We start from the raw sequence: 26,171 nt of genomic DNA, 5'->3' as shown, positions 1-26,171 counted from the left end.
TGAGCTTGACTTATTCCGATACTACATCAGTCAGATGGGCTTGCCTTATTTGTGATGATACTACTTCGAGTCATAAGGGCTTGTTCTTTGTGTTCCTGCTGTTTTATATGAGCTTTGTTTTGTGATTTCACATAGGGTCATGCGAACTTGTTATGAAGTAGGAGCTTTGTGCATGCCGGAGAAAAGACGCTTTACTAGGTAGGTTGGTATGAAGGGCATCGGTGACAGCTAACGTTCCGACTATACAGTCATCATGCCGCGCCGCTATAAGCTGAGTCGAGGGGAGAGTGACGAAAAGGACTCGAAAAGGAAGCTCCTAGCTTCGACAAACAACTCCTAAGTGCGATTCTCTCCCTATACATCAAGAAAGCCGCCAACCCTGGATTCATGTCCAGGGCCGGCAGCCTGTGCCAGCTTATGAAAAGTGGATCCAATCGATGTCCGCAATCCCCGTATCCCGGATCTGCCAACGGCGGATATTCGGGTTCTGGAAGGTGACATAGATCGTCTGACGCCCGGTAAGCGGTTGAGCCAACTCCATCGAGTAGTTATGATAGAACGGAGCCAACTTACCGTCCTTCAACGGCAGCTCCATATCCGCAACCAGCGGACCTTCCGCATCGCCGATGTGGATCAACATTCGAGTCTCTTCCGTCAAGACGGCGGCGCGTACGGTAATGCGGCTCACGCCTTCCGCACCGAAATCGACATCATCGAACGCCATCCAGTTGGCAAAATGCAAATCGCGTACATGCACATATGTGCCTGGGATGAACAGCCCGTTCGAGCGGTTGTATTGCTCCGCTTCCAGCGTGACGCCGCCTTCCGGAGCCGCTCCTGGCGCTACGACACTCACTTTCATTTGCAGCGATGGGCCCTTTTGGCCACCCAGGTTACCCGTAGCCGCAGTGACAACCGCCTCGCCCGGTGCCACGGCCGTAATCTGGCCGCGCTCATTGACGGTCACGGCGCGCTCATTGCTGGAGGTCCATATCAGTGACAGATTATCCGCCCACGCCGGCTCGACGCGAATATTCAAATACCGGCTCCAGCCTGGCTCGATCACAATATCCTCTTCCGTGTTGAATTGAGGCTGCAGGCTCTCTGCCGGATGCGGCCCAGTTGGAGCATCGACGGCTTCGCCGTCTCCCCACGACCATACGGCGACGGCCGGCTGTCCTGCAACTCCTTCTGTGTTCACGGCCACCGCTTCGAAGGTAAGCTCGTTCTCTCCGAGCCGCTCTACGGATTTGACGTAGTACACGTCATCGAAGATTCTGCCTATCGCTTCCCGCTCCCCGCCCTTCACACGGTATAGATCGTAATACCATAAGTTATCGATAACACTTTCATCAGCGAATTTCCAGGACAATATGAGGGAGGCCTGCTCCTCGCTGAAGTATGCCTGTTCTACTTGGAAGCCGGCTGGGGCATTCAGCACTGGCAATTGTGCCGCTTCCGCGGTCAGCTTCAGTTCACCCAGGTTCACCTTGACGGCGACGCTTTTCTCCGCTAGGGACGCGATGCGGACTCCAATGGCGGCGATCCGGCGCTTCACCCCACTGGCAAGCCGCTTCGCAAGCGTAGTCCAATCTCTGCCAGGCGCCGTATCGAAAGACAACACTTCCGGCGTCTCCGGCTCGTCCTGATAATATAAGAGCATGTAGAGCTGTACTAAATCTGAGTCCACCTCGTTAGCCTGCGAATGATTCCCGGCATATGACCAGCCGAGCTTGCAGGTTAGCGATAACAATACGTCCATGTCTGTCGGCAAATCCGTCTTGTACAGGCGAATGTCTGCGCTGCTTCCCGGTTCCAGCAGTCCTTCTGCAATGATAGACGAGCCGCCATTCCACGCTGTGCTGTAATCATAATCTACGGCAAGCGGATTCCCTGCGGAAGCAACCCACCACTGCCAAGTCGGAAGCAGTTCTTGAGCGCTGACATTGTTCCAGCCTGTGCGGCTTGCCACTTCTCCGTTCAAGAAGAAGGCGAGCCCATGCCCGTTGTTGAAGCGCGTGACAAACGGATACGAACCGATAACTGAACGCTCCGGTATAAAATGCGCCAATCCGTCCCAGCTCTCTCCTTCCGAGCCGATGCCGCGTCCGCTGCGTGCAGGATTGCCTTTGGCGCCAGACCAGTAAATGCGCTCGCGGTGCTCAATATATTGCTGCATCTTCGGATCCGACGGATTCGGTCCGCGGTGCCATACCATGTCGGTGCCGAACAGCGCCACGCTCGTACGCGGGGTGCGGGCCTCGTCATCCCGGAAAATGGATTTCAGCTCATTGCCGCGCTCGAAGCGGAACTTATCATTTTCCACACCGGAAAAAAGCGCTTCGTACGGATCAAGTCGAATCTCCTTCGCATAAGCATTGCTCTTCTCTAGCCGCTCCGGCGTGTAAGCGTAGTTAATGAATATGCTGTCGTTCGGCTGGCGGCCGTCCCGCTGGTCCAGAACCCATGGCGCATTCATCTCATTGAAGAAATTGATATATTGCAATTCGCCATTCGGCGCCAGACTATCGTACCAGCTGAAGTACAGCCCGCTCTCGCGCATATATTTCAGCATCTTCATCAGTTGGGCGGCATGCTCTTCACTAATGCTTGCCTCCTGGTTGACGAAATAGCCGTCGAACCCGAAATACTCCGCCATCTCTATCATTTTGTCGGCTACCGGGAAGCGTCCGTCTTCCGTCTCCTCGACCAGCTCGCCGAAATCGGTGTCACGCGGCCAGAACCAGCCGCCCAGGCTAATGACGCCGTTGCGGTGCGCGGCGTCGGTATACGCCGGATTCGGAAGATTCACGACGCCGTATTGCCGCTCCTCCTCCGGTGAACCATATACCGGCAGCCCATGCCATGCCGCATAAATATCTTGGTACTGCCAGAACTTCAGGACATTCCTGCTGAAGCTGTCATTATAGCGGTAGGCACCGAACCATTCCTCCTTGTCATAATCGGCGGACAAGTTCATCACCTTCGCCTGATACGTTAGCGCGGGATGCGCTTGAGTCGGGGCGAACGGTTCTATCCGCTTCGCGAGCGGCACCCGTGAGCGAAAAAAGCGGGCATACGGATCCGTGTCGGGTGACCACGCTTTCAATTCCTTGGCATTGTAGCCATGGAGGTATGGCTGCCCCGGACCTTTCGGTGTCTCCCGGGCCGCTGACCAATCTTCCAGTACATGCTGCTTGTCATTGCTGCTGCGTGATGAATAATCTGCACTCATCGCACTGCACCTCTCTTTCATCCATCGCCTCTAATATTTATTGTGGAAAGGCTTCCACGAACTATCCTATCAGAAATTGCGGCCAGGGGAAACCTCGAATCGCACCTGCCGATCCAAAACCAAAGGCATATTTTGGGAACACCCGTTTCCAGAGACCTTGGAACCACAACTTTTTATTTACTCCTTGTAAAAGGACAACTGAAAAACTTATTATTATAGTTAACGATATAAAAAAAGTTTAAATTTTTATTCAAATAAATCCTTTTTTTATGTTTTCCAGTATCTTTTGGCTTATTTCGTTCAGAAATTGTTCATTCTTAACATCTACAATTAGGTATAAATACATAGTCAAAAGGGGAGGTACTCATGGGCAGACCTAGAATGGCAACACAACGATTGTGCAGTGAAGAAGGCTGCAAGGAACGTCACTATGCGAAAAATTTGTGCAAGCGCCATTATCATCAAATGAGACGGGCAGCACAAAAAAAGAAAAATGATGATATCCCTGTCACTCCTGACCTTGAACGAATCGTTCAATTGCATCGATAAAATAGCTTGGGGGCTGCCTTAAGGTCAACAAAACCTTAAGGCAGCCCCCTGCTTAGTTATCTGTCTCGCACGGAATACAAAATTTGACGCAGGTCCCCTCCATCGGGGCGCTGCGCACCGATATGCCCGTGCCGAACAGCTGCCGCAATCGGTAATCAATATTTTTGAGCCCGATTCCGCCGGTCGCGCTCTTCGCCAACAGCTGCTCCTGCCGATCGGCCGAGATGCCGACCCCATCATCGCAGACTTCGATGCAATAATGTTTGTCCTCCGCATAGACGCGAATATGAATCGTGCCCCCGCCCATCCGTTTCATAATCCCGTGGTGAACGGCGTTCTCCACGATCGGCTGAATGGATAGCGGCGGGATACGCAACCGATGCGATTCAGGCAGATCAATCGTAAATTGCAGCCGGTCCCCGAACCTGATTTTTTCTATGTATAAATAAGAACGTACCAGTTGAAGCTCCCGTTCGAGCGGTACCAATGGCTCCACATTATCGAAGCGGAAGCTCTGCCGCAAATAATTGCTGAATTCGACTAGCAGCTCGCGCATCTGCTCTGGATCGTCTTCACTGAGCGAGACAAGCGAGTTCAACGTATTGAAAATAAAATGGGGCTTGATTTGCGCCTGCAAAAAAGCCATCTCCATACGGAACCGCTCATTCGCCGAATGCTTCATCAGCAACAGCGTCCGCACGCGGGCCCGCAGCTCGGCGGAGTCGATCGGCTTCGCCACAAAGTCATTCGCTCCGGCCGAGTAAGCGGCGAGTGCGTCATCGGTACGCCCCCTTCCCGTTAACATCAGTACCGGCAGCTCGAACAAGGAATGCATCTCCCGAATGCGCCGGCATACTTCCAAGCCCGACATGCCAGACATCATCAGATTGAGCAGTACCAGATCCCAGTTCCGGATGTGCCGAATCTGCAATAACGCTTCTTCCCCGCTGGAGACCGTGGTAAGCCGGAATCGATCTGGGGAGAGCAGATTTTCCAATACCTTCTGATGAATCGGATCATCGTCGACGATTAGAATGCAGGCCTCGCCAATCTCGTCAACCGTGAAAGAAGGAGAAGGCGCATCGAACACGATCTCTTCTGCAATCTCCCAGCCGAACTGCTCCTGATATTCCAGCGGCATCCGCACGGGAATTGCCGCCTTGCCATCCTCCTTCCTCATAAGTTCCCCCTCATCCCCCTGCTGTTGTTCAGCGATTGGCAGACGGAAATAGAACGTTGAGCCGCGGCCTATGGCTGAAGTCACGCCAATGGTTCCGCCATGAAGCTCTACCAACCGCTTCGTGACATTGAGACCGAGCCTTCTGTCAAAAAAAGAAGAACGATGCGGCACATCCTGCTCGTACGCATCAAAGATGCCTTCCATCTCCGCCTGCGTCATTCCGCCTCCCGAATCCGAGATCCGAACCTCCACTGCTTCCTTCAATGCTAGGGCCGATACCGTCACTGTGCCCTTCTTCGTATTCTTCACCGCGTTGTGCAGCAGTTGGGACATAATCTGCATCAATCGCTGCTCATCAGCCAGCACCGGCGGCAGATTGTCATCCAGCTTGTTGCATATTACAATGTCTCGAGGCATTGTAATATAACGGGTAATCTCTATCACAGCGGTGACGGTTCTCCTCAGATCAAGTACTTTCACATGGATGAGCATCCTTCCTTCCTTCAATTCTGACCAATCCTGCAGATCGCTAACCAATCGGGTCATATGCTTCGCGACAAATACAACAATATGCAAATCTTCCTCTTGCTTGACCGACAAGTTGCCACGGTTGCCTTCCAGCAGGGATTGCGCCAAATTCGTAATCGCAAGCAGCGGCGTCTTCAATTCCTTGGCTGTCGCTGCCATAAATTCTTCATTCGAGCGCCTATGGTTCGCCAATGCTTCGGCCAATTCCTTCTCTCTTCGATAGGCGGCGTAATGCTGCCTTGCCTGAAGGAAGACAAGCACGCAAATAAAGATGATAAAGTTCAAATACCACCAATACAGCGACTCATGGACGCCGAATACTCCACCGTATACCGCAAATCCTCCCGCCGCGAATGCGATTGTCAGCAAGAAGGGAAATGTCTTCCCGGCAACCAATGAACCGCGCACCAGCCTATAGAATAAATAAAGATATAAGGCTAGAAATATTCCATGAGTTACCGCAGACACGGCAATGATGCCGCGGGTATGCTTCACTAGAAAAACGGCAACGGTTCCCAGCATGGAGACGTATGCCGCGAATTGGGCTATCTGCGGATGCACATAGCATCGGCGCCTTCGCGATGCATAGAGCAGCAGGAACAGATTCATGCCGATCGACGTCACTATCATCAGCTTGTAGCGCCAATAGAAGGACAGCATCGGGAATAGCATCGCTCCCCATCTTTCTCCGAAAATAAGAACGAACACTATCGCAGACATGCAAAAAAGAACAAAATATTGCCACCCGGGCTGCGGCAATCGGAACAGATAAATAAGTATCGTATGAAAAGCGCCCAACAATAAGGTCAGCAGAATGCCCATTTCCAGCATGAGCTCAAGGTTCCGCTCCAAGTTCACTTGCTGCGGCAGTCCAAACGATATCGGCCTGGTGATGGCCCCGTGCCAGACGGAGTCTGACCTGTCGATCTGGATCATCAGATCGATAACATTGCTATTCGTATGCGCATAGGCAACATAAGAGGTGTTGTATAGCGTATTTGAATGGAAATCGTCCGGGGAGAGCCCGCTGCTGCCAATGCGCAGGCCATTGACGATCATGCTGTGGGAACTCATAATGGATTTCACATAAAAAGAAAATATCTGTTCCGAGCTGTTGTCAAGTATAATTCGCAATCGGTACGTGCCGTATGTAGAGAATGGCCGGGGTCCCGTCCATGCGCTGTCGATTCTCCAGGGGCCCGGCACTTGGATGAAGACGGGCTTGGCACCGAGGGCCGCAATCTGTGAAGCGTTCGAGAATATCCTGTCCGGATAAAATTCCCATTCCCCCTTCAACTTGATAAGGCCCTCCTGTTCCCATCCGCTGCCGCTAAGATCAAGCACCCCCTGCACCGGCTTCGGAAATGCCTCACATTCCCGGAAGAAACCGCCGGCCAACACAACATACAGAATGGTCACGAGTGCAAAGACGAGTCGAACAACATATCGTTTTGCCATTTGCCCAATCTCCCTACTGTAGTGAAAGCTGCATTTTGGCGGTATCCTGAGAGCCGCAGCGGAGCTTGCTTCGTTTGATTCGCATCATATGTCTGTCCGCCATCTCCACAATATCGCTTAATAATGTCCCCTCCTCCGGATATACCGCATAGCCATAAGATACCGCAAAAGGAACCGAGGCCTGCTCTGCAGTCAAGGCCAGCTTGTTCATTATGCGGCTGCGGATGCTCCGCAGCTCGCACCGGTCAGAGCAGGGCACCATGAACACAAATTCATCGCCTCCCCAGCGAACGACCGCGGTCTCGCTGCCGGATGTATTCAGCAGCACGGTCGAAATGAGCCGCAGCACCCGATCTCCCGCATTGTGGCCATACGTATCATTAATTTCTTTGAACCGATCCACGTCGAAGAAAAAGACGGCGGTTTTTTGTCCATTTTTGCGGTGTTTGCCAGCCAGCCTCTGAAATATTACATCGGCACTTCTGCGGTTATACGCCAATGTCATAGGGTCGATTTCCGATTCATACTTCACGACATCATACCGTTTGCCGCATCGCCAAGATACGCCAAGCATCATAATGGTGAGCACGGCCAACATCGGATTCATCATTTTTGCCGACATGAGGTATGCGATGAGTGCGACCCATCCGCACAGCGTCATGGCAGTCATTATTATTCTGCCCGTATATTTCATGTTGATTGGTTTTCACTCCCACAATGAATTGGATTTTTTACCTAAAATTTCGACTTTTTCTCATAAACATCGACTATTCTATGATGGCCTACTGAACAAATACTGAATCGTCCTCCCAAGAAAAATAACCGCCGCGGAAGCAGAATCCACGACGGTCGGCGCGATTAAATGCTGTTTTTCCATTCCATGTACCAAGCAAATACTTCTCTGCTGGGTTCAATGCCTAATTCTCCTTTTAAATTGTGGCTTAACAGTTGAAATTGCTTGATGACTTCCCCGTAATTGCCCAACTGCGCATGAATTTTCATCAGTCCGAAATAACTATCTTCGGTGTATGGATATTTCTCCTGAATCTTCTTGTAAAGGGGCATCGCTTCCGTATATGCGTTCATCCGCATCAAGCATTCGGCCACCTGCTTCGCATGATTGAACCAGATTAACCGAAGCCTCTCCTGTTCGCCTTCCGCCCACAAATATTGATGCTCCGCCAAATAATCGCCCCGATAGGCGTTCAGCAGCTTCTGATGCTCCTGGATCGTCTCGGGAGAGACCTGCGGGGCCAGACGCATCGCCTTCTCCCATTCCTCCTTGTCCAGCTTCATGCCGCCCAATTCGAGCCGGTACCCCTCATCCATATATTTGATGTGGATTCGTAATGCCCTCTGCTTAATGACCTGCCTAATCTGGTAAATCGTCGTATGTAAATGGGCTGATGACTTTTCAATGCGGTAATTCGGCCACAGCAAATCGAGAATCGTATCTTTGCGCAGCGTCTGCTCCCGATGGTGAAGCAGATAAGCAAATAGCTCCTGTGCTTTGACCGTCCGCCAGTGGAAAGTCTTCAGCTCCTGTTGGGGAGTAATATAATGCAGATAAGACAATGTGCACAGCATCCCCTCAAGCTGGCTGTGCTTCCCTTCATCGTTCGCTTGCACCGGCTTAGCAAGCCGCTTCAGCGTCTTCTCGATGCGGGTCCGCTGCACCGGCTTCAATAAATAGTCTAACGCATTCAGCTCGAATGCCTCAACCGCATATTCGTTATATGCCGTCACAAATACAATATGAAGGTGGGGTTGAATGCGCAACAGACGTTCCGCCAGTTCCATTCCATCCATTTCCGGCATCTCGATATCAAGGAAGACAAGATGGAACGTCTCCCGTTCCGCCACTTCCAGGGCCAGATGCGGATTTTGAAATGAACCGACAATTTCAATAGGCACTTCCTTTCCATCCTGCTCCTTCAATAGCTTTTCCATACGTCGCAGCGCTAGCATTTCATCATCGACAAGGATCGCTTTCATATTCCTTCCCCCTTGCAATCTTGACCGCAGCGGCCTCCCCCTCATCCACCGGACACGCCGGAATCATGCATGTCCCCGTGGCGGAACGGCCGGCTCGTCCCCTTCCTGCCTCCCGCATCGACGATGCCGAAGCGGATCGCGCAGCCTGCTGCTCCTCCATGGATCTCGCCGCTAGACCCATACGGTCATCTTCACTATAAAGCGGCGGGGGAGAAAAAGAAACAGCCTGCGCCTTTTACTTCAGACCTGAGACCTAATTCGAAAGGCACGAACGCTTTCATCTTAGTCAAATATACTAAACAATAACTGAACAAAAGGGATAATCATAAAAAACGCCTCGGAGAGCTGTCTCCAACGCGCGATCGAGGGGGGATATCTGTATGAATCTGCAAGCAGCCCCTGCAAGCCAGGCAGGGACGGCCGCACATGGCGAAGCCCGTCCGGATCAGGACGGGCTTCGGTCTTCCTCACGCGCTAGACGCAGCACACGCTCAATGAACGGCGCCTTCCGCCGCGTATATTCGACGCGATCATACGGATGCAGGCTGGCCAATTCAAGCTTCAATTGCCTATATTGCTCCCGGACATCCGGGTGGGCTCTTACATAATCGCGGAACAGCAAGTGCGCTTCCCAATGGGGATCCCGATACCGGTATATATGCAGATGATGCGTACCGGCCCGCCAGCGTCCACGCCTGAAAAATCGGCGTTCCGGCCATTCCGGCTTCGGCACGTACTCGTAGCCGATCGCGGCCAGGCGCTCGATATGCACCTCGGTCAGCGCCTCCAACCGATGAATGCCGGCCATAATATCAATGATCGGCTTGGCACCCAGACCGGGAACCGAGGTGCTGCCGATATGCTCCACCGCGGCGACGATATCCGACAGCGCCTCCTCGATAACCCGCTTCTCCTGCTCGTAGTCGCGTACCCAGTCCGGGTCATAGTCCACAATGACGACCGTTTCCATCGCTGGCCCCCCCTTTTTCCATCCATTATGGCGATTCCCTATGGCCCTGCATCCTCTCAAGCTTCCAGGAACCGAAGCACTCTCTGATTGACATACTCCGGCATCTCCATGCTGAGCAAATGGCCGGACCTAACAGCCTACAACGGAAAACGCTGAGGCGAAGGGCCCGCTTCCACATAGAGCCGCTGGCTTGGCAGCGCGAGCAAAATTCCCTCTTCCTCAAGCACCTCCATAATCATCAGATTGATCTGCTCCTTATGCTTCAAATATTCGGCCCATACCGTCGTCTTGGTGAAATAATAGAAAAAGATGCCCAGACTGCTTTCGTTGAATTCGCTGAACCGTACCATAATAACGTCCGGGTCTACCGCTTCGTTCTCCCGCAGGCGCGCGTCCATTTTGGCGATGGCCGCCTGCAGCTGCTCGCGATCCGAATCGAGCGCGACGTTCAAGGTGAACGTGACCCGCCGCTTGCCCATCCGGCTCCAATTCGTAATCGCCTGGCCCGCCAGCGTCGCATTCGGCACCGTAACGAGCGAATGGGCGAAGGTGCGGATTTTCGAGCTGCGGAACGTAATATCTTCGACCGTCCCTTCGACGGTCGGAGTCATAATCCAATCGCCCTTGGAGAAGGGCTTCTCCGTAATAATGACGATGCCGCCCAGAAAATTGCTGAGCGTGTCCTGAGCGGCCAGCGCTATCGCCAGACTGCCCAGGCCAAGTCCCGCGACAACGCCATTAATGCTGTACCCCCACTCCGAGGCGATCATCGTTATCGCAATGACGACCACGAGGAAGCGCAGCACCTTGGATAAGAAAGGAATCAGCATGCTCGACTCATCGAGCCCGAGCCTCGCCGACAGCCCGCTGAATATGCTGGAAGAGCGGGCCGCCGTATGGTAGAGTCCCCAAGCGATGAGGACGATGAAGGCGTTACGGTAAATTTTATCGATGGCGGGCAGCAAGGCTCCGCCTGGAGGAATAACCATTTTGCAGGCCAGATATATACCGATCAGGACGAAAAAAAATTGCATCGGCTTCTCGAACGCCGCCAAAAAATGCGTGGCCCCCTTTGAGCGCGACAGTCCGCGCATCAGCAGGGCGAACAGATAGTTCGTGAACAGCTTGCGGAACAGCAAAAACAGCAGCAATACCCCGGCGGCGCTCAGCCACCGGCTCCAATCCATAGTCTCTAACATGCCAGGAATCCATTCATTAAGCAATTGGGTGATTCACCTCATTATCTTAAGTTGGGTTCCATTATAACATTGACCTCTTGGACGGGAAAAGATGCCGCCGACGCGGCCTGAGGCGAATCGTTCAAGCCTCGGCGGCATCCCCGGTGCGACATAAAGGCAGGCGGACCTCATAGGCGGCTCGCGGAGGATGGCCGAACACGGCAACCGTTCCGCCATGCGCTGCCACAATGCCCCGGGCGTCAGCCCATCTGCCGCCGGGCCGTTCATCCTCCGCAGGCGAGGCATACGTTCCGGCAGCCGGCCGGAACACGCCGTCCTCCCGGCGGGGCGTATCCGTTCCGGGAACGGGCTGCCCATCGTTCCGAATGTGCACGACGGCCGCCTCCACCGCACCGAATAGCCTGATTCGGATCGGCCCCGAAGGCCGTCCCGTCCGCGCCGCTTCGGCAATCAGCATCTCGAACGCTTCCATGAGCCGGCTCCCGTTCCCGTAAATCATCATCGGCTGTCCATCCGGCTCAGCGAAGTCCAACGCTATCGTGATCCCCGGCTGCTTCGGGCGGAACCGGTACTCTTCCGCCAACTGCATCAGCAGCCGGCGCACATCGACGGGATGCCACCCTTCCCGTTCGGGAACCTGCGGCAGTCTCGATAATTCGAACCGCCGATCGACGGCCCGGCTCAAGCACAGCGCCTTATCGCGCGCAATCTGAACATAGTGGCGCAGCTCCACTTCATCCCGGTAGCCGTCTTCCGCGATCAGCTGCAAATAGCCCAGAATCGAAGTCAGCGGCGTGCGCACATCATGCGACAGTGCGGTCATTAGCCCGTTCATCCGCTCGGACGTCGCCTCCTCCTTCTCCCTGGCCGCAGACATCTGCCGCGACAGGCGGTTGACGGCATCTGCCGCTTCGTCCAGCTCCGCCGCCGATCGCTTGACAGGAAGCGGCATCGCTTCTTCCCCATCGGCGAGGCGGACGAGACTGTCCTTGATCTGCCCGTAATATACCGCCTCGGTGCCGATGAGCCACAGCAGGCTTGCGAGGAACAGCACCCCCGTCGCCAGCAGCACCATTCCTTCCAGACCAATGGTTGAAGACAATAGCCGGTACAACTTCCACAGCGGCGGAATATCGATCGTATGCATAATGAATCGCAAGGCAACCAATACACACATGGTGAGCGCAAATGCGCCGCACAAGCAAATTCCCACAATAAACAGCAGCTTCCACAGGAAGCGAGTCGCGTCTGGACCGTCTCCCCCTCGTCCCGTTGACAAGCGGCCGGCTTCCCGAGCTTCCCGAGGCTGACGATCCCCTATCCGACTTCGTATACTCCGATTCATAAGCTTCTCCCTTTCTCCCTTGCTTGTTCCGAACAGAACAGATACCTTCAGCAGCTGGAATATGAGTACCAGTATAGCTGCCGCTGATGAACAGCCTGCTAACATTTCATGAAGAAAAGGTGAAGAAGAGCTTAACAATTGTGATAGTTCTAGCGCCTACCTTCCCTGAACGCAGCCAAAGCCCCTGTCCTGCTCCAATGGGAGAGGACAAGGGCTGCCGCAATGCGGTCAGATTCACGGCGCCGCAGCTCAGAACCCGGCACGCTGACAGGCCGGCCCCTAGCTGTCAGTAGCCGGCATTTCGTTCAGCTCCCTTGCAGGATGCGCAGCAGCTCATGGCGCTCCAGCAGCTGCAGCAATTCCCGACGCAGCTCCGGGGACAGCGGCCGGGCCGGTGGCATGACATGAGTTGGAATCTCGACGCCGGAAGCGCGAACCGCTTCCTTAATCGTGTGGAAGAACGGGGCGTCAAGCGGATACACCTCCGTCACGATCCGGAACAGCTTGCGCTGAATGCCGGTGATGGCCGCCAGATCGCGGCATCGGTATGCCTCGTACAGCCCGCAGGTCAGATGCGGGGCGAAGTTGGCACTCGCCGGAACCGCGCCGTCGCCTCCCGCGATGAGCGTCTCCAGCAGAAGATGGTCGTAGCCCGCGAACACCGCGAACTCCGGCCGCTGCCCTTTCACATCGCGGATGACCTCCAAAATCGGTTCGATCTGCTGCACCGTCTGCTTGATTCCGGCAATGTTCGGATACGCTGCGGCTAATGCCGCCACGATGGACGGCTTCACTTCCTGACCGGTCAGACCCGGATAATTATAAATATATATCGGCAGCGACACCGATTCGGCGATGTCGGCAAAATGACGATACAACTGCTCGTCGCTCAGCTTCGCGGCGTACGGATTAAGGACGACGACCGCATCTGCGCCGGCCGACTTGGCATGGCGGCTCAGCTCGATCGCTTCATCCGTCCGGCTGGATCCGGTTCCAATGAGAACCGGAAGGCGGCCGTTCGTATGCCGGACTGCGAATTCAGCGACCTGCTTACGCTGATCAGCTGACATGTGAAAGAATTCACCCGCCGATCCAAGAAAAAACAAGCCATGAACTCCGGCTTCCGTCAAAAAATCAATCATCCGCCCCATGCCTGCCGTATCGAGCTGACCGTGTTCATCGAGTACGGTAATGACCGGCGGAATAATGCCTTGCAATTTACTGCGCTGCTTCATGCGTAATCGCTCCTTCATCTGCTGTATATCTGCGTAGCTGGTTAGGACGAGGCGGCCGCAATACGAAATGAACATCTAAGCTGGGATAGGGTTATCGGTAACAATTTTCTCCGAAAAGAAACTCCCCTTCCCCGCATTCGCATCGCGCCGCCAACATGAACTCCCCCGATTCGGGAGCCCTGTGAGGCGGCCAGGCCGGCGCTGTCCTTTCTACTGTAACTCTAGCACAGCGGCCAGACCGATGCCATGCTTCATTATGGACATCTGATGACATTCGCCATGCCGCCGCGGCCTCGTGGAGCCTCTCTCCCGACCGAGCGAGCCCCAATCCTTCGCGGAATCGGTTCTTGCTCCTCGATTCACGGCAGCAGCCGGTCATCGAAGCGGCTCGGGGGCAGTCCGGCCACTCCGGGCTCGACGCGGAACACGCCGCCCGCATAGGGCTGCTGCTCGAGCTGCTCCACCTTCATCCCTGTGCGTGCTGTCGTGACGTACAGCTCGCGGTACGACGGGCCGCCGAAGCAGAGCGAGGTCGTATTCGCCGCCGGAATCGGCACGGCTGCAAGCTGCGCTCCCGTCTCCGGATTCCAGCGCGTAATCCGCGCTCCTCCCCAATGGGCTACCCATACCATACCATCGGCGTCGACGGTCATCCCGTCGGGAATCCCTTCTCCATCGGAGATGCGGATGACGGGACGGCGGTTGCCGAGCTCGCCGCGCCCCACATCATAGTCGAATGCGTCGACCCGCATCGTCGGGGTATCGATATAATACATCGTTCCGCCGTCCGGACTCCAGCCCATCCCGTTCGACAGCGTGATGCCTTCCCGCAGTATGACGACTCTGCCATCCGGGTCCAGCCGGTACAGGGAAGCTTCCCCTTCTCCCTTGGACAGGCTCAGCTTTCCATCGAACAGGCTTAGCGTCCCTGCTACCAGACGTCCCGCCGGATCGCATTTCGCGTCATTGAACCGCATCTGTCCCGTACGGAGAACCGGCTCGCCGATGCGGTCAACCTCCTTCGTATCCGGATGAACAAAATAGAACCCGTCCTGCAGCACGCACAGAAGTCGGCGTCCCGATTCCGTCAAGGCGACCGCGCCGACATAGCTCGGCATGGCGAGCGTCTCCCGCTTCCCGGATGCAGGCTCTGCAAAATGGATCGCTCTTCCCGTAATATCAACCCAGTACAGGCGCTGCGTGCGTTCATCCCATACCGGCCCTTCGCCGAGCTCCGCTCTGGCGTCATATGACAGCTCCGCTTTCATCGTGTGCTTTCCTCCATCTCCCCTTTTCCACATCCTACCACAGATTGCTGTGTTCGTCCCGGTTTTTCCCACAACGCCAGCAGGGGCGTGATCAGTCATCACGCCCCTGTCTTATAAGACACTTCTACGATGGTATGATGGACCGTGCCTCCCGCTTACTTCGCGCAGGCGGTTGCCGGATTACGGCTCCCATAGTAAGCCGCATACGTCTTGTACCCGCCGCTCAGATTCATGCTCTCGAAGCCGTGCTGATCCAGGATGCGGGTCGCCAGATAGCCGCGCAGCCCGACCTGGCAGCTAACGACAATCGGCCGATCCTGCGGCAGCTCATCCAGCCGGCTGCGCAGATCGCCAAGCGGAATATGGATTGAGCCTTCGATATAGCCTGCTTCCCGCTCGGCGGATTCCCGCACATCGATGAGGCAGGCACCCTCGCGCACCATCCGGTCGATCTGGTCGTAGTGAACAACCTTCACATCGCCGTCGACGACATGCGAGGCGACATAGCCTAGCATATTGACCGGATCCTTCGCCGACGAATAGGGAGGAGCATAGGCCAATTCGAGATCGGGCAGATCATGCACGGTCAGCTTGCCCTTGATGGCGGTGGCGACTACGTCGATCCGCTTGTCCACCCCCTGCATGCCGACGCCCTGAACTCCGTAAATGGCGCCGGTCTCCGGATGGAAGGTCAGCTTGAGCGAGATAGGAGATCCGCCAGGGTAGTACCCGGCATGAGAAGCCGGATGAATATGAACGGATTCATACGGTACGCCCAGCTTCTGGAGCGTCTTCGCATTACTGCCTGCCACCGCAACCGTCAGATCGAACACCTTCGCCACCGCGGTCCCGAGCGTGCCCCGGTATGACTGGCCCTTCCCGTATATGTTATCTGCGACCAGTCTGCCCTGTCGGTTCGCCGGCCAGGCGAGCGGCACCATCGCCGGCGTGCCGTGAATATAATCCTTCACTTCAATCGCGTCGCCGATGGCCCAAATGTCAGGATCCGCCGTGCGCAAATATTCATCGACGAGAATGCCGCCTCTCTCGCCGAGCGCCAGCCCGGCCGAACGGGCAAGCTCATTCTCCGGCCGGACACCGATGGACAGAATCGTCATATCTGTCGGCAGCACGCGCCCGCTGGCGAGAACGATGGAACGCCCCTCGTCCTGGAACGCGCTGACCCCGTCTCCCAGTATAAGCTCAATTCCTTTTTCCCGCAGATGATGGTGCACGATGGCTGCCATTTCCGGATCGAGCGGAGCCATGACTTGATCGGCCATTTCCACGACGGTCACCGCGATGCCGCGGTGGGCCAGACTGTCCGCCATCTCCAGGCCGATGAAGCCGCCGCCGATAATAACGGCCTGCTGCGGCGACGTCTCGTCAACATATGCCTTAATCCGGTCCGTATCCGGGATGCTTCGCAGGGTGAACGTCTGCTTCGCCTCGTTCAACCCTTCGATCGGCGGCACGATAGGCTTCGCCCCCGGAGACAGAATCAACGTATCATACGATTCCTCGTACTCCTCCCCCGTCTTGCCATTCCGAATGGAGACAATATGGCGCTCCCGATCGATGGCCGTTACTTCCTGCTCTGTCCGAATATCGAGCCGGAACCGCTTCGACATGCCTTGGGGGGTCTGCACGAGCAAAGACTGCCGCTTCGGAATGACGCCTCCAATATAATAGGGAAGCCCGCAGTTCGCGTACGAAATATACTCCCCTCGCTCGAACATGATGATCTCCGCATGCTCGTCCAGACGTCGCAGCCGGGCAGCCGCCGTCGCGCCGCCCGCGACTCCGCCGACAATCACAATTTTGCGCTGTTTCATTAACCATCCACTCCCCTAATACCCTATAGGGTATATTTTAATGTAAAAAAAGAGCTTATTTCCGCGGTCCCGTCCACCGGTTCATGCCGCCGCGCACATTGACGACATCCGCATAACCATGCCGCCGCAGCAGCCCTGCCGCCCGGGCGCTTCGCATCCCGCTCTGGCAGATGACATATAGCTTCTTCCCCTGCGGGATGCCGCTCACCTTAGCCGCAAGCCGGGACAGAGGCCGGTTCAGTGCGGACGGAATATGGCCTTGGGAATACTCCGCAGGCTCGCGCACATCGACGATGACCGCATCCTGCAGCGGCAGCAGCGCTTCCAGCTGCTGCGCCGTTATCGAAGAAGACTTGTTCGCTCGTGACTTGAATAACCATCCGAACATCGCTGCCCCTCCTTTGTTGTTTCCATATACCCCTATGGGTATATTACCACCATTCCCTCGCTGCGTCAATGCGGAAGCCCAGCCTGTCCCCGTTGGCTTCCATCGGAGACACGGATCAGGCGGACCTCCATCGCAGACACGGCCTCAGGCGAGCCTCCATCGGAGATACGACCTGAGGCGGGCCTTCACATGGCCCGCCTCCGCATTATTTTTTATCAAAATAAAAATCTGGGTTCATATACACATAAGGATCTTGCGGGGCCTCGATGAGCCGAATGCCCGCGTTGTCCGCTTCCAGCTTCATCACTTCCGTATCCTCGTCCAGCTTCAGCTTCGACAACGTCCCGGTCACTTCAACCCAGCTGTCGTCGGTGAACCGTCCCGCAGCGGGCACTTCGGTCATGATGCCGTACGGGAACGCATCGGCCGCGCAGCATTCCAGGGCGAAGCGCACGACGGCGAACCGGTTCTGCCCCATCCCCTCGCCCCGGTGCACGAAGCCCCGCAGCGTAACCGTCTTGCCTTGGAACTGTTCCTTATACAGATCGAGCGTCGTAATCGTCTCGATGAACAGCTTCTCCGGAATCTCGATCTTCTTCTCTTGGACAAGCTTGGCCGCATGCTTCGCATAGATCATCGTGTACCGGTCATAAGGAAATCGTCCGTCCCACAGCATCTCTTCCTCCTGCTGCACCGCTTGTCCCGCAGCCCCCGGCTCTCCTGCTTCCTGCCGCGTCGCGCCAGGCGAATCCACCATCACGAGCGGAAGCTCTGATGCAGGCGTTCCGTCCGCCTGCGTCCCGGAGGACCGTTCCACCGTTCCCGGCATCCGCTTCTGCTCCTGGCCGCCCGTCCGCTCCTGGGCGATAGAATATTGCACGCCCTTCTTCTCCGCCATCGCACTGCCGAGCGAGGAGACCGGCAGCAACACGGCAGCCGCCAGCGGGAGCACAAACACGAGGGACCATCCCGCCTGCCTTCCGAGGCGGAAGCCGCCCGGGTGATGATCGCAGCCGCAGCCGGCATGCCCGCCTCCGTCCTCCGGCGAGAAGAATAGGATCAGCGACCGATAAAGCTGGAAGGCAGCCAATACATAGAGGGCAGCAGTTCCCCACTGCACCCAGATTTCCATGCGAGGGGCGATATAATACTGCACCTTGTCCTGCCAGAACAGGGACAAAATGAATAAGGACCAGGCGAACATCGTGACCGACTGCAGCAAATAGACCAGCGCCTGCCGCCATGGGCGCTTCTGTATGGACATGCGAAATCACTCCTTTTCAGGATGAAATATAGACGCCGGCTAGGCATGATGTATCCGGCGGAATATTACATGAACAGAGCTTGCCATAGAAGCGAGCAGGCCAACACCGTGACCGCTATCAGGAGGCTGAGTCCGGCGACGAACCGGGTCCGGAATACGCCGGCCAGCATGAGCGATGTCTTCAGATCCAGCATCGGTCCGAAGACGAGAAAGGTCAGCAGCGGCCCCGCCGCCAACATGGAACTGAACGAAGCGGCGATGAATGCGTCAGATGTCGAGCAGAGCGAGATAAGATACGCGAAGCCCATCATGAACAGATGGGAGCCGACTCCTTCGGGCACGGCAGACGCCAGCCAATCCCGCCCGATGCCGCTCTGGATAAATGCCGTAATGAACGCGCCCATTAACAAATATTTGCCCATATCAAGGAACTCGTCCCCCATATGGTAGACGCTCGCTTGCAGCTTGGTTCGCAGCGAGGCCTTCGCCGGATGCGGATGTCCGGCATGATGCGGTTCATGATCCCCGTGCCGGCAGCCCCCCGTATGGTCTCCCGGCGCTTCCTTGAGAGGATTGCGCTTCACGGTCGCGTACAGCACGAGACCGATGATGACCGTGATGACGAACGCTAGCCCCATCCGGTAATATGCCATTTCCGGCTGGCTGCGGAAAGCCATCGACGTCGAGGCGAACACGATCGGATTGATGATCGGTGAAGCCAGTATGTACGTTACCCCGACGTAGACGGGCATTCCTTTCTGAATGAGCCGCCTGACGACAGGCACCATCCCGCATTCGCACAGGGGCAGGAGCACGCCGATTAGAGAGGCCGCCACGACACCGGCCAGCGGATGGCGCGGTATCCAGCGCGGAATGAACCCTTCCGGCACAAATTCATGTAAAATGGCCGACACCGCAACGCCAAGCATAAGGAAGGGCAGCGCCTCGATGACCAGACTGATTCCGATCGTGGGCACACTGCGCAGGAATTCCGGGTCCACCGGAACAGATACATCAGCCAGGCGCTGATTCGTGAACAAAAGATACAGCACGGCAGCGCACACAATAGTCACCGCGTATGTGCCATAACGGAACAGGACGTTCATCAACAGTTACCTCCTCTTTTCCCGCTTCTCTCCGGGACGACGAAGGCCGAATGGAGAGCATGTCCTATCCTATTCCAATTTATTAGTAATTATTACGATTAACCGAAACAAAGCGTATCACGCTCCGGCCGCTCCGTCAAGCGCATATTTAGTCTTTTTCAGAAAAACAGTAACGAAGTCCATCCCGAACAAATCAAAAGAACCATCCCCGGCGCCTCATTGTGGGCTGGAGACAGCTCTTCCCAATGTGATCATTCCTAAAGCCGTGCTCACTCCTAGAAGTCCGTCTGCTAATCAAGATTGCGAAGAATAAGGTACACAATGATGCCGATCGGACCAAGCAAAAAGACGACGATCGCCCACAGGCAGCCGACCTGCTTCCCCTTGCGTTCCGTCGCTTCCCCCCATATCCAGAACAAGCACACCCAGCTCAGCACCCAGATCAAAAAGCCAATCATCAAGCATCCCTCCTGTCGCGTTGCACCTTGCTGCAGACGTCTGAGTCCTTCCACCTTCCGATGCCGACATCCGTACTTCGGATACTCTTCTATATTATGTACGCGGGGGAGCCCGGAATAGTATATGCAACGAAAAAGCTGACCTATAAGCAACTTGCTTACAGGCCAGCCCTTCTAACCTTTTTCTATCTTTACTGTATCGTTCCGTTGCTGCGTGGCATATCGAAGCGATAGAACTGGAAGTGTCGGTTCATTTCTCCTTCAATGTTCGGGCTGCCTTCCTTCGTGAACGTATAAAAGTTCGTCCCCGTCTCTAATAGCCCGGACGCATACACAGGGAGAACCCGTCTGGACGTATAACCGATCTCGACAAGGAAGTCCTGCTGCTCATCCTTGAATCTGTACACATCGCTTGAACTGCTGTCGCGCCTATCCACATTATAGGATCGGCTCGCCTGAACGAGCGGCACAGGCTTGCCTAACGTCACCAGTACGGCTTCCTTTGCCGCTTCAAGCGCCTTCGCATCAACCTGTTCTATCGGAATATCATGCCCCATGCTCGTAATCCGGCTGCCAACCATCTCGACTTTGAATTCCGGACCTGTTATCCCTCCCGCTCATGCCTTCCCCCCGTAAGTACAACCTCTGTGGCGAGATCGGCAATCTGTTGACCGCTCAACCCCGTATCGGTCTCCACGATGCGCTTGATGTTGGCAAGAAGCTCGGCACAAGACATCGCAAGGCTTATATCTGATGTTCCGTGGGCCACATCCAGCGCGACGCGGCTCTTATCGTCTTTGCTGTATACGATAGCGTCATGAAAAGCCGATCCCTCATATTCCTCGACTCCGTATAACTCAATGTCGCGTCCGGCCGCTTCCCGGTTAGACTGCTTCGCCCGTTCCAATAGCGAAGCATCCAATTCTTGCACTGTCTTGCTATATTTCGGGTCCGTCAAGCTTCCGACCCGTTCATGCTCTTCCGCCAGCGGAGGGATGGTGAATTCATTCTTCTGATTCATCTCTACCGGAGCGTTATACCGGCGAATCGAGATTTCATATTCATCCAGCTCCGGCGCCATGATGGCAATATCGTACTCCTTCGGCTTCTCCGGACTTGGCTCCCATCGGTACGCATTCTCGAAAGTAATGCCCAATTCCGGGCTGAACGTTATGCCGGGCACGTCTTCGTACTGGTCCTTCAATTGGAATCCCGTCAGCGGGATCGCTCTCGCCTCCGTGCTCTTCAGGTTCAACCCGTTTTGCTTCCATGTTTCATTGAGGCTGTCTCCTGCGGCTTCAAATAATAAGGTTCATACGTCAGGAAGACGCTGCGCCAAGGATTGTTCCCGGCATCGTCCGGCTGCACCTTCAGATGAAGAATCCCTTTGGCGTCATATTCGGCGCCCAATATCGTAATATCGTTGCCTTCATATTGAATCTTCTGCGGGAACTTCTCGTCCGGACGAACGTGGAACGCACTCGTTGGCTTGGCATCGGTCACATACAATCTTTTCATCGCACACCGCGTCCATACTGGCACCCTCATCATGCAAATAGCTGTATGCGATGCGAAATGATCGGTCTTGAATTTTGCTGCACCGCAAGCGCGAAGCTGTTCGTATCGCCTTGCTGCGCACGATTGCTTATTCATCTCCCCATCCATCAAAGTCGAGTCATAGGAATTGGAAAATCCATTGCCTGCTTCTGCATCGTAGCACTCAATTCGCATACGACAACTCGGCACGGGCGCTTGTTACTTGGCCTGTCTTTCCGTTAATGACAATGTGCCCTGACTGCGCTCCGAATGGGGCAAGCATCATGCCGGATACAGCCAGCGCCGCGATAACTTTTTTGTTCGTGTTCATGTTGACCCCTTAGTAATGATGTGATTTCATTTCTTAGATACGAGTAGAGATGGAATAGTTTTTTTATTTTTTTCAATTTTTTCTCATATAAAAAAGCACACACCTGCCGGAAAGCAAGTGCGTGCGTACCGTGTTTTCTTATGTGACCATACGAAGCTGCTAGAGTTCTGCTTCTCATTGATGAAGCCTTTGTCACCCTTTTTCCAACATGACCTCGCTTGCCGTTTCCCCCTTGCCCGCTTACTACGGGGCAGCCAGCGCAATCGACGGACTTTAGAATGGATGATAGCCGTCCACTTCGCCGGTTACGGCGTTGAGTGATATAAGAATACTTTCCTTGTTGCGATTATTCATTGCTTCGAGCCTCCATTCCAGCTTATTCTGCGAGGAGTACATCACCGCTTTCTTGATAGAATAAGATTTGTTACTCAGTACTTGCAGCAGACGCTCTGCGCCTTCTTTCACCGCCTGAGGCATATTCGCATATGAGCACGTCACGTCAATCCCCGTTACAATGCCGTCATCAAAAGTTACCGAAAACGAATCCCCGCTCAAGGAGGTGAATACATCGCGTTCTTTGTGATAGGTACGCTTCGCTTGATCGAATGCCCCGTTCCATGACGGATCGAGCTCCTTCAAAGCCTTGGCAGCGGCGACACGGAGTGCCTCGCTGACTTGCTCCGCCTTCATATACAGGACCGCCATGAATACTTCCCCGGTCTCTCGCTTCACCTGCGCGTAATTGCCTGCCTCATCCGTTAGAACGTACAGTCCGTTCGGTCCTTCGCTAACACTCTCCCACGACATGTTCCTATCCGGCGAACCGGACAATTCCTGATAAACGCAATCCAGCTTTTTCAGGATCTCTTTGTCCAATTGCTCCGGCTTTATCCGTACATCCCGGTCACTCTGCTCCGCCGCGACAGGTGTAACCAAAGCGGCATACTGGCCCGCCGGCGCTGTTATGACCAGCATGCATAATACGGCCAGTACGGCACTCATTTTTTGATAGGATGCCATAGTATGATTTCCTCCTCATTTATGTACCTACTTAAATAGATTCATGAGATAAGGAAAAAGTTTGCTTGTGACCAAATTTTTCTTCTCGATTTTCGCCAGGTTCACATTATGTTCACATCATGTTCTCGTTTCCTGCCCTTTTATGCCGCTATCCCTGTCTCTCAGCAAGCTCATTGCTTCACTATCCCCTTCTATCAGCAAGTACATTTGTATCGCGATCCCCCTCCATCAGCGAACCCCTTGCTTCGCCATCCCTCTACATCAGCAAGCCCGTCTCATCGCTATCCCCTTCTCTCAGCAAGCACAATTGCATCACTATCCCACTCCGTCAGCAAACTATCCTGTTCCTGCAAGGTTATGTAACCGGTTGCCGCTAATCATGGAAGTCTAAGTATGCTGATTGATGGAAAAAACATGGCGCACCACCGTCTAATTGAGTCTTGATCCCGCTTTCATGCAGGTTGCTGAGTCAAGGGGAGAATGAACATAAGGGATCAAACAGAGCACCCGACTCATTCGACAAAACCAAAATGCACGATCGGTCTCTGTCAGGCCTTGCCCGACTAGCAGATGATTCATGCTTCTGAGTCATTTATTGCTCCAACAAAAAAATCCCGGCCATATCGACCGGGACTTCCCACAGCGCAAAAACGCTCGAAATCAACAACATCATATCAGAAGAGCACATAACATAATAATATCAAGATACAAGCTTCAATCCGATAGCGGCTCCCAGCACCATGCCAATAAAGACTAGCCGCTTCCAGTCCTTCGATTCGCCGTAGACCAGCATCCCGACAATTGCGCCGCCCGATGCGCCGATACCGGTCCAGATAGCATAGGCGGTCCCCATCGGCAGGGTCTCCATCGCAAAAGCCAAAAAGGCGAAGCTCGCTCCGAATGCGATCATCATGTACACTACGGATTGCCATGTTCTTTCCACATGGAATTTGTTAATCATCGTTACCCCAACCATTTCGCATATTCCTGCCAACAGCAGCGAGATCCATGCCATTTATGACGCAGCTCCTTCCTCGCCCTTCTCCTTCGTAACCATTTTCAGACCAATGACTCCGCCCAGGAGCAAGAGAATAAGGAGAACCTTCGGGACGCTGAACGGTTCGCCGAAGAAGACAATATCGGAGAATACCGTTCCGGCGGTACCGAGGCCGACGAACACCGCATATACGGTGCCCACCGGCAGCTTCTTTCCCGCCATAATCATGATGTAGAAGCTGATGATAATGGCAATGATTGTGCCTATCCATTCCCATACATTGCTGGCATACTTCAAGCCAATGACCCAAAACACTTCAAAAAATGCAGCGATAAATACTTTGATCCAATGAATATTCAAAGTCTCACCTCTCCTGTTGCCCGTCTCTATGCGTAGTATGTCTTATCCATTCCCAGCCGATTACGGGGAGATGCTCCGCCGGAACATCGTCCACGATGCATCCAGTCTCTTCTTGAAACGCACCGGGCCGCCCAACAGCATCTCCACCAGCACCCCGTCCAGCAAGCACATGAAGGCGGCGGTGACGGTATTCAAGTCAAGCTTGGCCAGTTGCCCGTTCGCCATCCCCTGTTCGCACACTCCGGCCAGCATGCGTTCCATCTCGTCCAGGTAGCCATTCACCCGCTCCATAACCGGCTCCAGCAGAGGCGGCGGCGGGAAGAACATCATGCGAAGCAGGAATTTCACATTACTGTCGCTCTTATACCGTTCCTCGTAATCGATAACCAGCCCATACAACTGATCCTGAATGGTATTCTGCTCCCCCTGTTGAGCAAAATAAGCCGCCAGCCGTTCCAATTGATCCGCTACCGCCTTGTCGATGACACTCAAGAATAGATCATCCTTATTCTTGAAATGCGCGTAAATCGATGGCGTTCGAATACCGACCTGACGGGCGATATCGGACAAAGCAGCTCCTTCGTAGCCGCTCTCTGCGAAATGCTCCAGTGCGGCTCCCAAAATACGATTAGCCGTCATGTATTAATCCCCCATTCTTTTTACCTAACGAACGTTAGTTAGATCCTTTCACATTCGCGATTCATTGTCAAGCTTTATGCATAATGTTCTCCGGAAGCGCCGTCTGCATCAGATGACCGTCTCCCCGCTCAGGCATCTATTCAAGGAGCAGCGACTCCCGGATTCCCAGGCCGCTTCCGTAATTCCGCCTCTAGACGTCAAATCACCCGCCCCCTCACGGGATAGCGGGTGATTCATGGAAGTAACTTCATGCAGGCAGTAAATCAAGCCATGCAATCTCCTGTTCGGTTAGCGACAGCCGTGCTGCCGCAAAGCAGGACTCCAGCTCCTTGCGGTTGCGGGCGCCGATAATGGCTCCCGTCGGGAACGGCTGATGCAGGACGTAGGCCAGGGCAATCTGTATCGTCTCTACTCCTTTGCTCGCGGCGAACTTGCTGGCCCGATCGTAACGTTCCCAGTTGGCGTCATTGTAGAAGACGCGCACCAGATCCGGGTCCAGGCAATCTTCTCTCGTGTAACGGCCCGTGAATGTCCAGCATCTTCATTCGGTCTCCTCCTCCCTGTCCGTCACATATCGTGAATGGCAACCCGCCGCCGCTCTCGGGCGGAGGCCAAGCAGGCGTCGACCGCCCCCGTCCCGGAAGCGCGGATGCCGGGGATGACGGCGCGCATCGCAATGCTGGCGCACCCGAGTATGCCCCAACGCAGTTTGTCGGTCATGATTGTCATTCCTCCATCCATATCATGGTTATGAAATCATGATGACTAAATCAGTGTTTAGCTGTTATAGGGGATGGTCTGCCCAAAATCTATAAAAGCGTTTTCATCTGTATGTAATGATTTGAAACGGAAAAAATCGATTTATGCATAATTTCTCATGTATGCGCAACACTAACCAAGTATGCAACAATTAACAACACCGAGGAGGCAATAACGATGTACAATACATCCATCTCATCTCAAATCAATCAATGCGAGCAAATCATTGCTCAAATGATGCGCCAAACGCAGCAAGCATCGCAAATGTACCAACAGCTGATGCAGCAGGAGCAGCAAAACGCTTCCCGTCTGGAAGAACTGGCTCAGCGCGAGCGCCAAGCGGTACAAATTATCCAGACGGCGCTGCAAGGCCATCAGACGGCAATGCAGCAAATGCAGCATGTGACCCAACTCTGCCAGCAAATGGAGCAATCGATGCAAAGCGTCAGCAACCTTAGCTATGTTCAGCCGTCCCACGCGGCGACATCCTATACGAATCGCGCCTACTAATGCCGG

The 26,171-nt window shown here is 54.5% G+C and carries 25 protein-coding genes and 1 pseudogene; 2 read left to right on the top strand and 24 right to left on the bottom strand.

The window, feature by feature from the left end; genetic code table 11:
- Window positions 1-415: 415 nt before the first annotated feature.
- Complete coding sequence (locus FLT43_RS28195) at window positions 416-3,235, bottom strand: endo-beta-N-acetylglucosaminidase (RefSeq protein ID WP_087441298.1); 2,820 nt, start codon at window positions 3,233-3,235, stop codon at window positions 416-418.
- A gap of 366 nt (window positions 3,236-3,601) precedes the next feature.
- Between FLT43_RS28195 and FLT43_RS28190 the strand changes: the two genes are divergently transcribed.
- Window positions 3,602-3,784, top strand: coding sequence for a hypothetical protein (locus FLT43_RS28190; protein ID WP_127510886.1), 183 nt, complete (start codon window positions 3,602-3,604; stop codon window positions 3,782-3,784).
- A 52-nt stretch (window positions 3,785-3,836) separates the two neighbouring features.
- On the opposite strand, the gene FLT43_RS28185 is transcribed toward FLT43_RS28190, so the two are convergent.
- From FLT43_RS28185 to FLT43_RS29535, 23 genes and pseudogenes are all read right to left on the bottom strand, one after another.
- Window positions 3,837-6,950, bottom strand: a complete 3,114-nt coding sequence (locus FLT43_RS28185) for a hybrid sensor histidine kinase/response regulator (RefSeq protein WP_087441299.1) — start codon at window positions 6,948-6,950, stop codon at window positions 3,837-3,839.
- Between the two features lie 13 nt (window positions 6,951-6,963).
- Complete coding sequence (locus FLT43_RS28180; RefSeq protein WP_164776117.1) at window positions 6,964-7,620, bottom strand: GGDEF domain-containing protein; 657 nt, start codon at window positions 7,618-7,620, stop codon at window positions 6,964-6,966.
- A gap of 188 nt (window positions 7,621-7,808) precedes the next feature.
- Window positions 7,809-8,945 (bottom strand): response regulator, encoded by a 1,137-nt coding sequence (locus FLT43_RS28175; RefSeq protein ID WP_087441301.1) that lies wholly within the window; start codon window positions 8,943-8,945, stop codon window positions 7,809-7,811.
- A 445-nt stretch (window positions 8,946-9,390) separates the two neighbouring features.
- The gene (locus FLT43_RS28170) at window positions 9,391-9,915 is read right to left on the bottom strand and encodes a GrpB family protein (protein ID WP_087441302.1); all 525 of its coding nucleotides are present in this window, start codon (window positions 9,913-9,915) and stop codon (window positions 9,391-9,393) included.
- A gap of 137 nt (window positions 9,916-10,052) precedes the next feature.
- Complete coding sequence (locus FLT43_RS28165; protein WP_244194097.1) at window positions 10,053-11,114, bottom strand: mechanosensitive ion channel family protein; 1,062 nt, start codon at window positions 11,112-11,114, stop codon at window positions 10,053-10,055.
- Window positions 11,115-11,235: 121 nt separating this feature from the next.
- A complete protein-coding gene (locus FLT43_RS28160; protein ID WP_164776115.1) occupies window positions 11,236-12,393 on the bottom strand; it encodes a sensor histidine kinase in 1,158 nt (385 codons plus the stop codon).
- Between the two features lie 371 nt (window positions 12,394-12,764).
- Entirely contained in the window at window positions 12,765-13,694 is a 930-nt protein-coding gene (locus FLT43_RS28155) for a dihydrodipicolinate synthase family protein (RefSeq protein ID WP_087441305.1), read from the bottom strand.
- A 359-nt stretch (window positions 13,695-14,053) separates the two neighbouring features.
- Window positions 14,054-14,962 (bottom strand): SMP-30/gluconolactonase/LRE family protein, encoded by a 909-nt coding sequence (locus FLT43_RS28150; protein WP_087441306.1) that lies wholly within the window; start codon window positions 14,960-14,962, stop codon window positions 14,054-14,056.
- A 155-nt stretch (window positions 14,963-15,117) separates the two neighbouring features.
- Window positions 15,118-16,797 carry a CoA-disulfide reductase gene (locus FLT43_RS28145; RefSeq protein WP_087441307.1) on the bottom strand — a complete coding sequence of 560 codons (1,680 nt, stop codon included), beginning with the start codon at window positions 16,795-16,797 and terminating at the stop codon, window positions 15,118-15,120.
- 55 nt (window positions 16,798-16,852) lie between these two features.
- The gene (locus FLT43_RS28140) at window positions 16,853-17,185 is read right to left on the bottom strand and encodes a rhodanese-like domain-containing protein (protein WP_087441308.1); all 333 of its coding nucleotides are present in this window, start codon (window positions 17,183-17,185) and stop codon (window positions 16,853-16,855) included.
- Window positions 17,186-17,390: 205 nt separating this feature from the next.
- Window positions 17,391-18,449 carry a TIGR03943 family putative permease subunit gene (locus tag FLT43_RS28135; RefSeq protein WP_087441309.1) on the bottom strand — a complete coding sequence of 353 codons (1,059 nt, stop codon included), beginning with the start codon at window positions 18,447-18,449 and terminating at the stop codon, window positions 17,391-17,393.
- Between the two features lie 65 nt (window positions 18,450-18,514).
- Window positions 18,515-19,555 (bottom strand): permease, encoded by a 1,041-nt coding sequence (locus FLT43_RS28130; protein ID WP_087441310.1) that lies wholly within the window; start codon window positions 19,553-19,555, stop codon window positions 18,515-18,517.
- A 290-nt stretch (window positions 19,556-19,845) separates the two neighbouring features.
- The gene (locus tag FLT43_RS29545) at window positions 19,846-20,013 is read right to left on the bottom strand and encodes a hypothetical protein (RefSeq protein WP_164776113.1); all 168 of its coding nucleotides are present in this window, start codon (window positions 20,011-20,013) and stop codon (window positions 19,846-19,848) included.
- 191 nt (window positions 20,014-20,204) lie between these two features.
- On the bottom strand, window positions 20,205-20,594 hold the full coding sequence (locus tag FLT43_RS28125) for a hypothetical protein (protein ID WP_087441311.1): 390 nt from the start codon (window positions 20,592-20,594) through the stop codon (window positions 20,205-20,207).
- A 23-nt stretch (window positions 20,595-20,617) separates the two neighbouring features.
- Entirely contained in the window at window positions 20,618-21,268 is a 651-nt protein-coding gene (locus FLT43_RS28120; RefSeq protein ID WP_087441312.1) for a hypothetical protein, read from the bottom strand.
- Complete coding sequence (locus FLT43_RS28115; protein ID WP_127510885.1) at window positions 21,265-21,531, bottom strand: hypothetical protein; 267 nt, start codon at window positions 21,529-21,531, stop codon at window positions 21,265-21,267. The genes FLT43_RS28120 and FLT43_RS28115 overlap by 4 nt, the downstream gene beginning before the upstream one ends.
- A 202-nt stretch (window positions 21,532-21,733) precedes the next feature.
- The gene (locus FLT43_RS29540) at window positions 21,734-21,880 is read right to left on the bottom strand and encodes a hypothetical protein (protein WP_164776112.1); all 147 of its coding nucleotides are present in this window, start codon (window positions 21,878-21,880) and stop codon (window positions 21,734-21,736) included.
- A 273-nt stretch (window positions 21,881-22,153) separates the two neighbouring features.
- A complete protein-coding gene (locus tag FLT43_RS28105; protein ID WP_087441313.1) occupies window positions 22,154-22,900 on the bottom strand; it encodes a hypothetical protein in 747 nt (248 codons plus the stop codon).
- A 700-nt stretch (window positions 22,901-23,600) separates the two neighbouring features.
- Window positions 23,601-23,915 (bottom strand): DMT family transporter, encoded by a 315-nt coding sequence (locus FLT43_RS28100; protein WP_087441314.1) that lies wholly within the window; start codon window positions 23,913-23,915, stop codon window positions 23,601-23,603.
- Window positions 23,916-24,257, bottom strand: a complete 342-nt coding sequence (locus tag FLT43_RS28095; protein ID WP_087441315.1) for a DMT family transporter — start codon at window positions 24,255-24,257, stop codon at window positions 23,916-23,918. It lies immediately after the preceding gene.
- A 60-nt stretch (window positions 24,258-24,317) separates the two neighbouring features.
- Window positions 24,318-24,896, bottom strand: coding sequence for a TetR/AcrR family transcriptional regulator (locus tag FLT43_RS28090; protein ID WP_087441316.1), 579 nt, complete (start codon window positions 24,894-24,896; stop codon window positions 24,318-24,320).
- A 247-nt stretch (window positions 24,897-25,143) separates the two neighbouring features.
- Window positions 25,144-25,425 (bottom strand): annotated as a pseudogene (locus FLT43_RS28085) (aldo/keto reductase); the annotation flags it as partial.
- A 38-nt stretch (window positions 25,426-25,463) separates the two neighbouring features.
- Window positions 25,464-25,616, bottom strand: coding sequence for a hypothetical protein (locus FLT43_RS29535; RefSeq protein WP_164776105.1), 153 nt, complete (start codon window positions 25,614-25,616; stop codon window positions 25,464-25,466).
- Window positions 25,617-25,832: 216 nt separating this feature from the next.
- Here FLT43_RS29535 and FLT43_RS28080 point away from each other — a divergent pair, with 216 nt between their 5' ends.
- Entirely contained in the window at window positions 25,833-26,165 is a 333-nt protein-coding gene (locus FLT43_RS28080) for a hypothetical protein (protein ID WP_087441317.1), read from the top strand.
- Window positions 26,166-26,171 lie beyond the last annotated feature (6 nt).

Origin of the sequence: Paenibacillus thiaminolyticus (genome assembly GCF_007066085.1) — a bacterium.
Lineage (GTDB): Bacteria > Bacillota > Bacilli > Paenibacillales > Paenibacillaceae > Paenibacillus_B > Paenibacillus_B thiaminolyticus.
Note: the sequence above shows the minus strand (reverse complement) of the source record. Positions and strands in the feature narration are given on the sequence as shown.

Bases quoted from the DNA above. Each gene is read 5' to 3' on its own strand.
- FLT43_RS28150 (WP_087441306.1), bottom strand. From the start codon at position 14,962: ATGAAAGCGGAGCTGTCATATGACGCCAGAGCGGAGCTCGGCGAAGGG.
- FLT43_RS28130 (WP_087441310.1), bottom strand. From the start codon at position 19,555: ATGAACGTCCTGTTCCGTTATGGCACATACGCGGTGACTATTGTGTGC.
- FLT43_RS28105 (WP_087441313.1), bottom strand. From the start codon at position 22,900: ATGGCATCCTATCAAAAAATGAGTGCCGTACTGGCCGTATTATGCATG.
- FLT43_RS28175 (WP_087441301.1), bottom strand. From the start codon at position 8,945: ATGAAAGCGATCCTTGTCGATGATGAAATGCTAGCGCTGCGACGTATG.
- FLT43_RS28125 (WP_087441311.1), bottom strand. From the start codon at position 20,594: ATGGTTGGCAGCCGGATTACGAGCATGGGGCATGATATTCCGATAGAA.
- FLT43_RS28140 (WP_087441308.1), bottom strand. From the start codon at position 17,185: ATGTTCGGATGGTTATTCAAGTCACGAGCGAACAAGTCTTCTTCGATA.
- FLT43_RS28195 (WP_087441298.1), bottom strand. From the start codon at position 3,235: ATGAGTGCAGATTATTCATCACGCAGCAGCAATGACAAGCAGCATGTA.
- FLT43_RS28165 (WP_244194097.1), bottom strand. From the start codon at position 11,114: ATGTTAGAGACTATGGATTGGAGCCGGTGGCTGAGCGCCGCCGGGGTA.
- FLT43_RS28115 (WP_127510885.1), bottom strand. From the start codon at position 21,531: ATGAAAAGATTGTATGTGACCGATGCCAAGCCAACGAGTGCGTTCCAC.
- FLT43_RS28090 (WP_087441316.1), bottom strand. From the start codon at position 24,896: ATGACGGCTAATCGTATTTTGGGAGCCGCACTGGAGCATTTCGCAGAG.
- FLT43_RS28185 (WP_087441299.1), bottom strand. From the start codon at position 6,950: ATGGCAAAACGATATGTTGTTCGACTCGTCTTTGCACTCGTGACCATT.
- FLT43_RS28135 (WP_087441309.1), bottom strand. From the start codon at position 18,449: ATGTCCATACAGAAGCGCCCATGGCGGCAGGCGCTGGTCTATTTGCTG.
- FLT43_RS29540 (WP_164776112.1), bottom strand. From the start codon at position 21,880: ATGAACACGAACAAAAAAGTTATCGCGGCGCTGGCTGTATCCGGCATG.
- FLT43_RS28190 (WP_127510886.1), top strand. From the start codon at position 3,602: ATGGGCAGACCTAGAATGGCAACACAACGATTGTGCAGTGAAGAAGGC.
- FLT43_RS28155 (WP_087441305.1), bottom strand. From the start codon at position 13,694: ATGAAGCAGCGCAGTAAATTGCAAGGCATTATTCCGCCGGTCATTACC.
- FLT43_RS28180 (WP_164776117.1), bottom strand. From the start codon at position 7,620: ATGACTGCCATGACGCTGTGCGGATGGGTCGCACTCATCGCATACCTC.
- FLT43_RS28100 (WP_087441314.1), bottom strand. From the start codon at position 23,915: ATGGCATGGATCTCGCTGCTGTTGGCAGGAATATGCGAAATGGTTGGG.
- FLT43_RS28170 (WP_087441302.1), bottom strand. From the start codon at position 9,915: ATGGAAACGGTCGTCATTGTGGACTATGACCCGGACTGGGTACGCGAC.
- FLT43_RS28145 (WP_087441307.1), bottom strand. From the start codon at position 16,797: ATGAAACAGCGCAAAATTGTGATTGTCGGCGGAGTCGCGGGCGGCGCG.
- FLT43_RS28080 (WP_087441317.1), top strand. From the start codon at position 25,833: ATGTACAATACATCCATCTCATCTCAAATCAATCAATGCGAGCAAATC.
- FLT43_RS29545 (WP_164776113.1), bottom strand. From the start codon at position 20,013: ATGATTGGCTTTTTGATCTGGGTGCTGAGCTGGGTGTGCTTGTTCTGG.
- FLT43_RS29535 (WP_164776105.1), bottom strand. From the start codon at position 25,616: ATGACCGACAAACTGCGTTGGGGCATACTCGGGTGCGCCAGCATTGCG.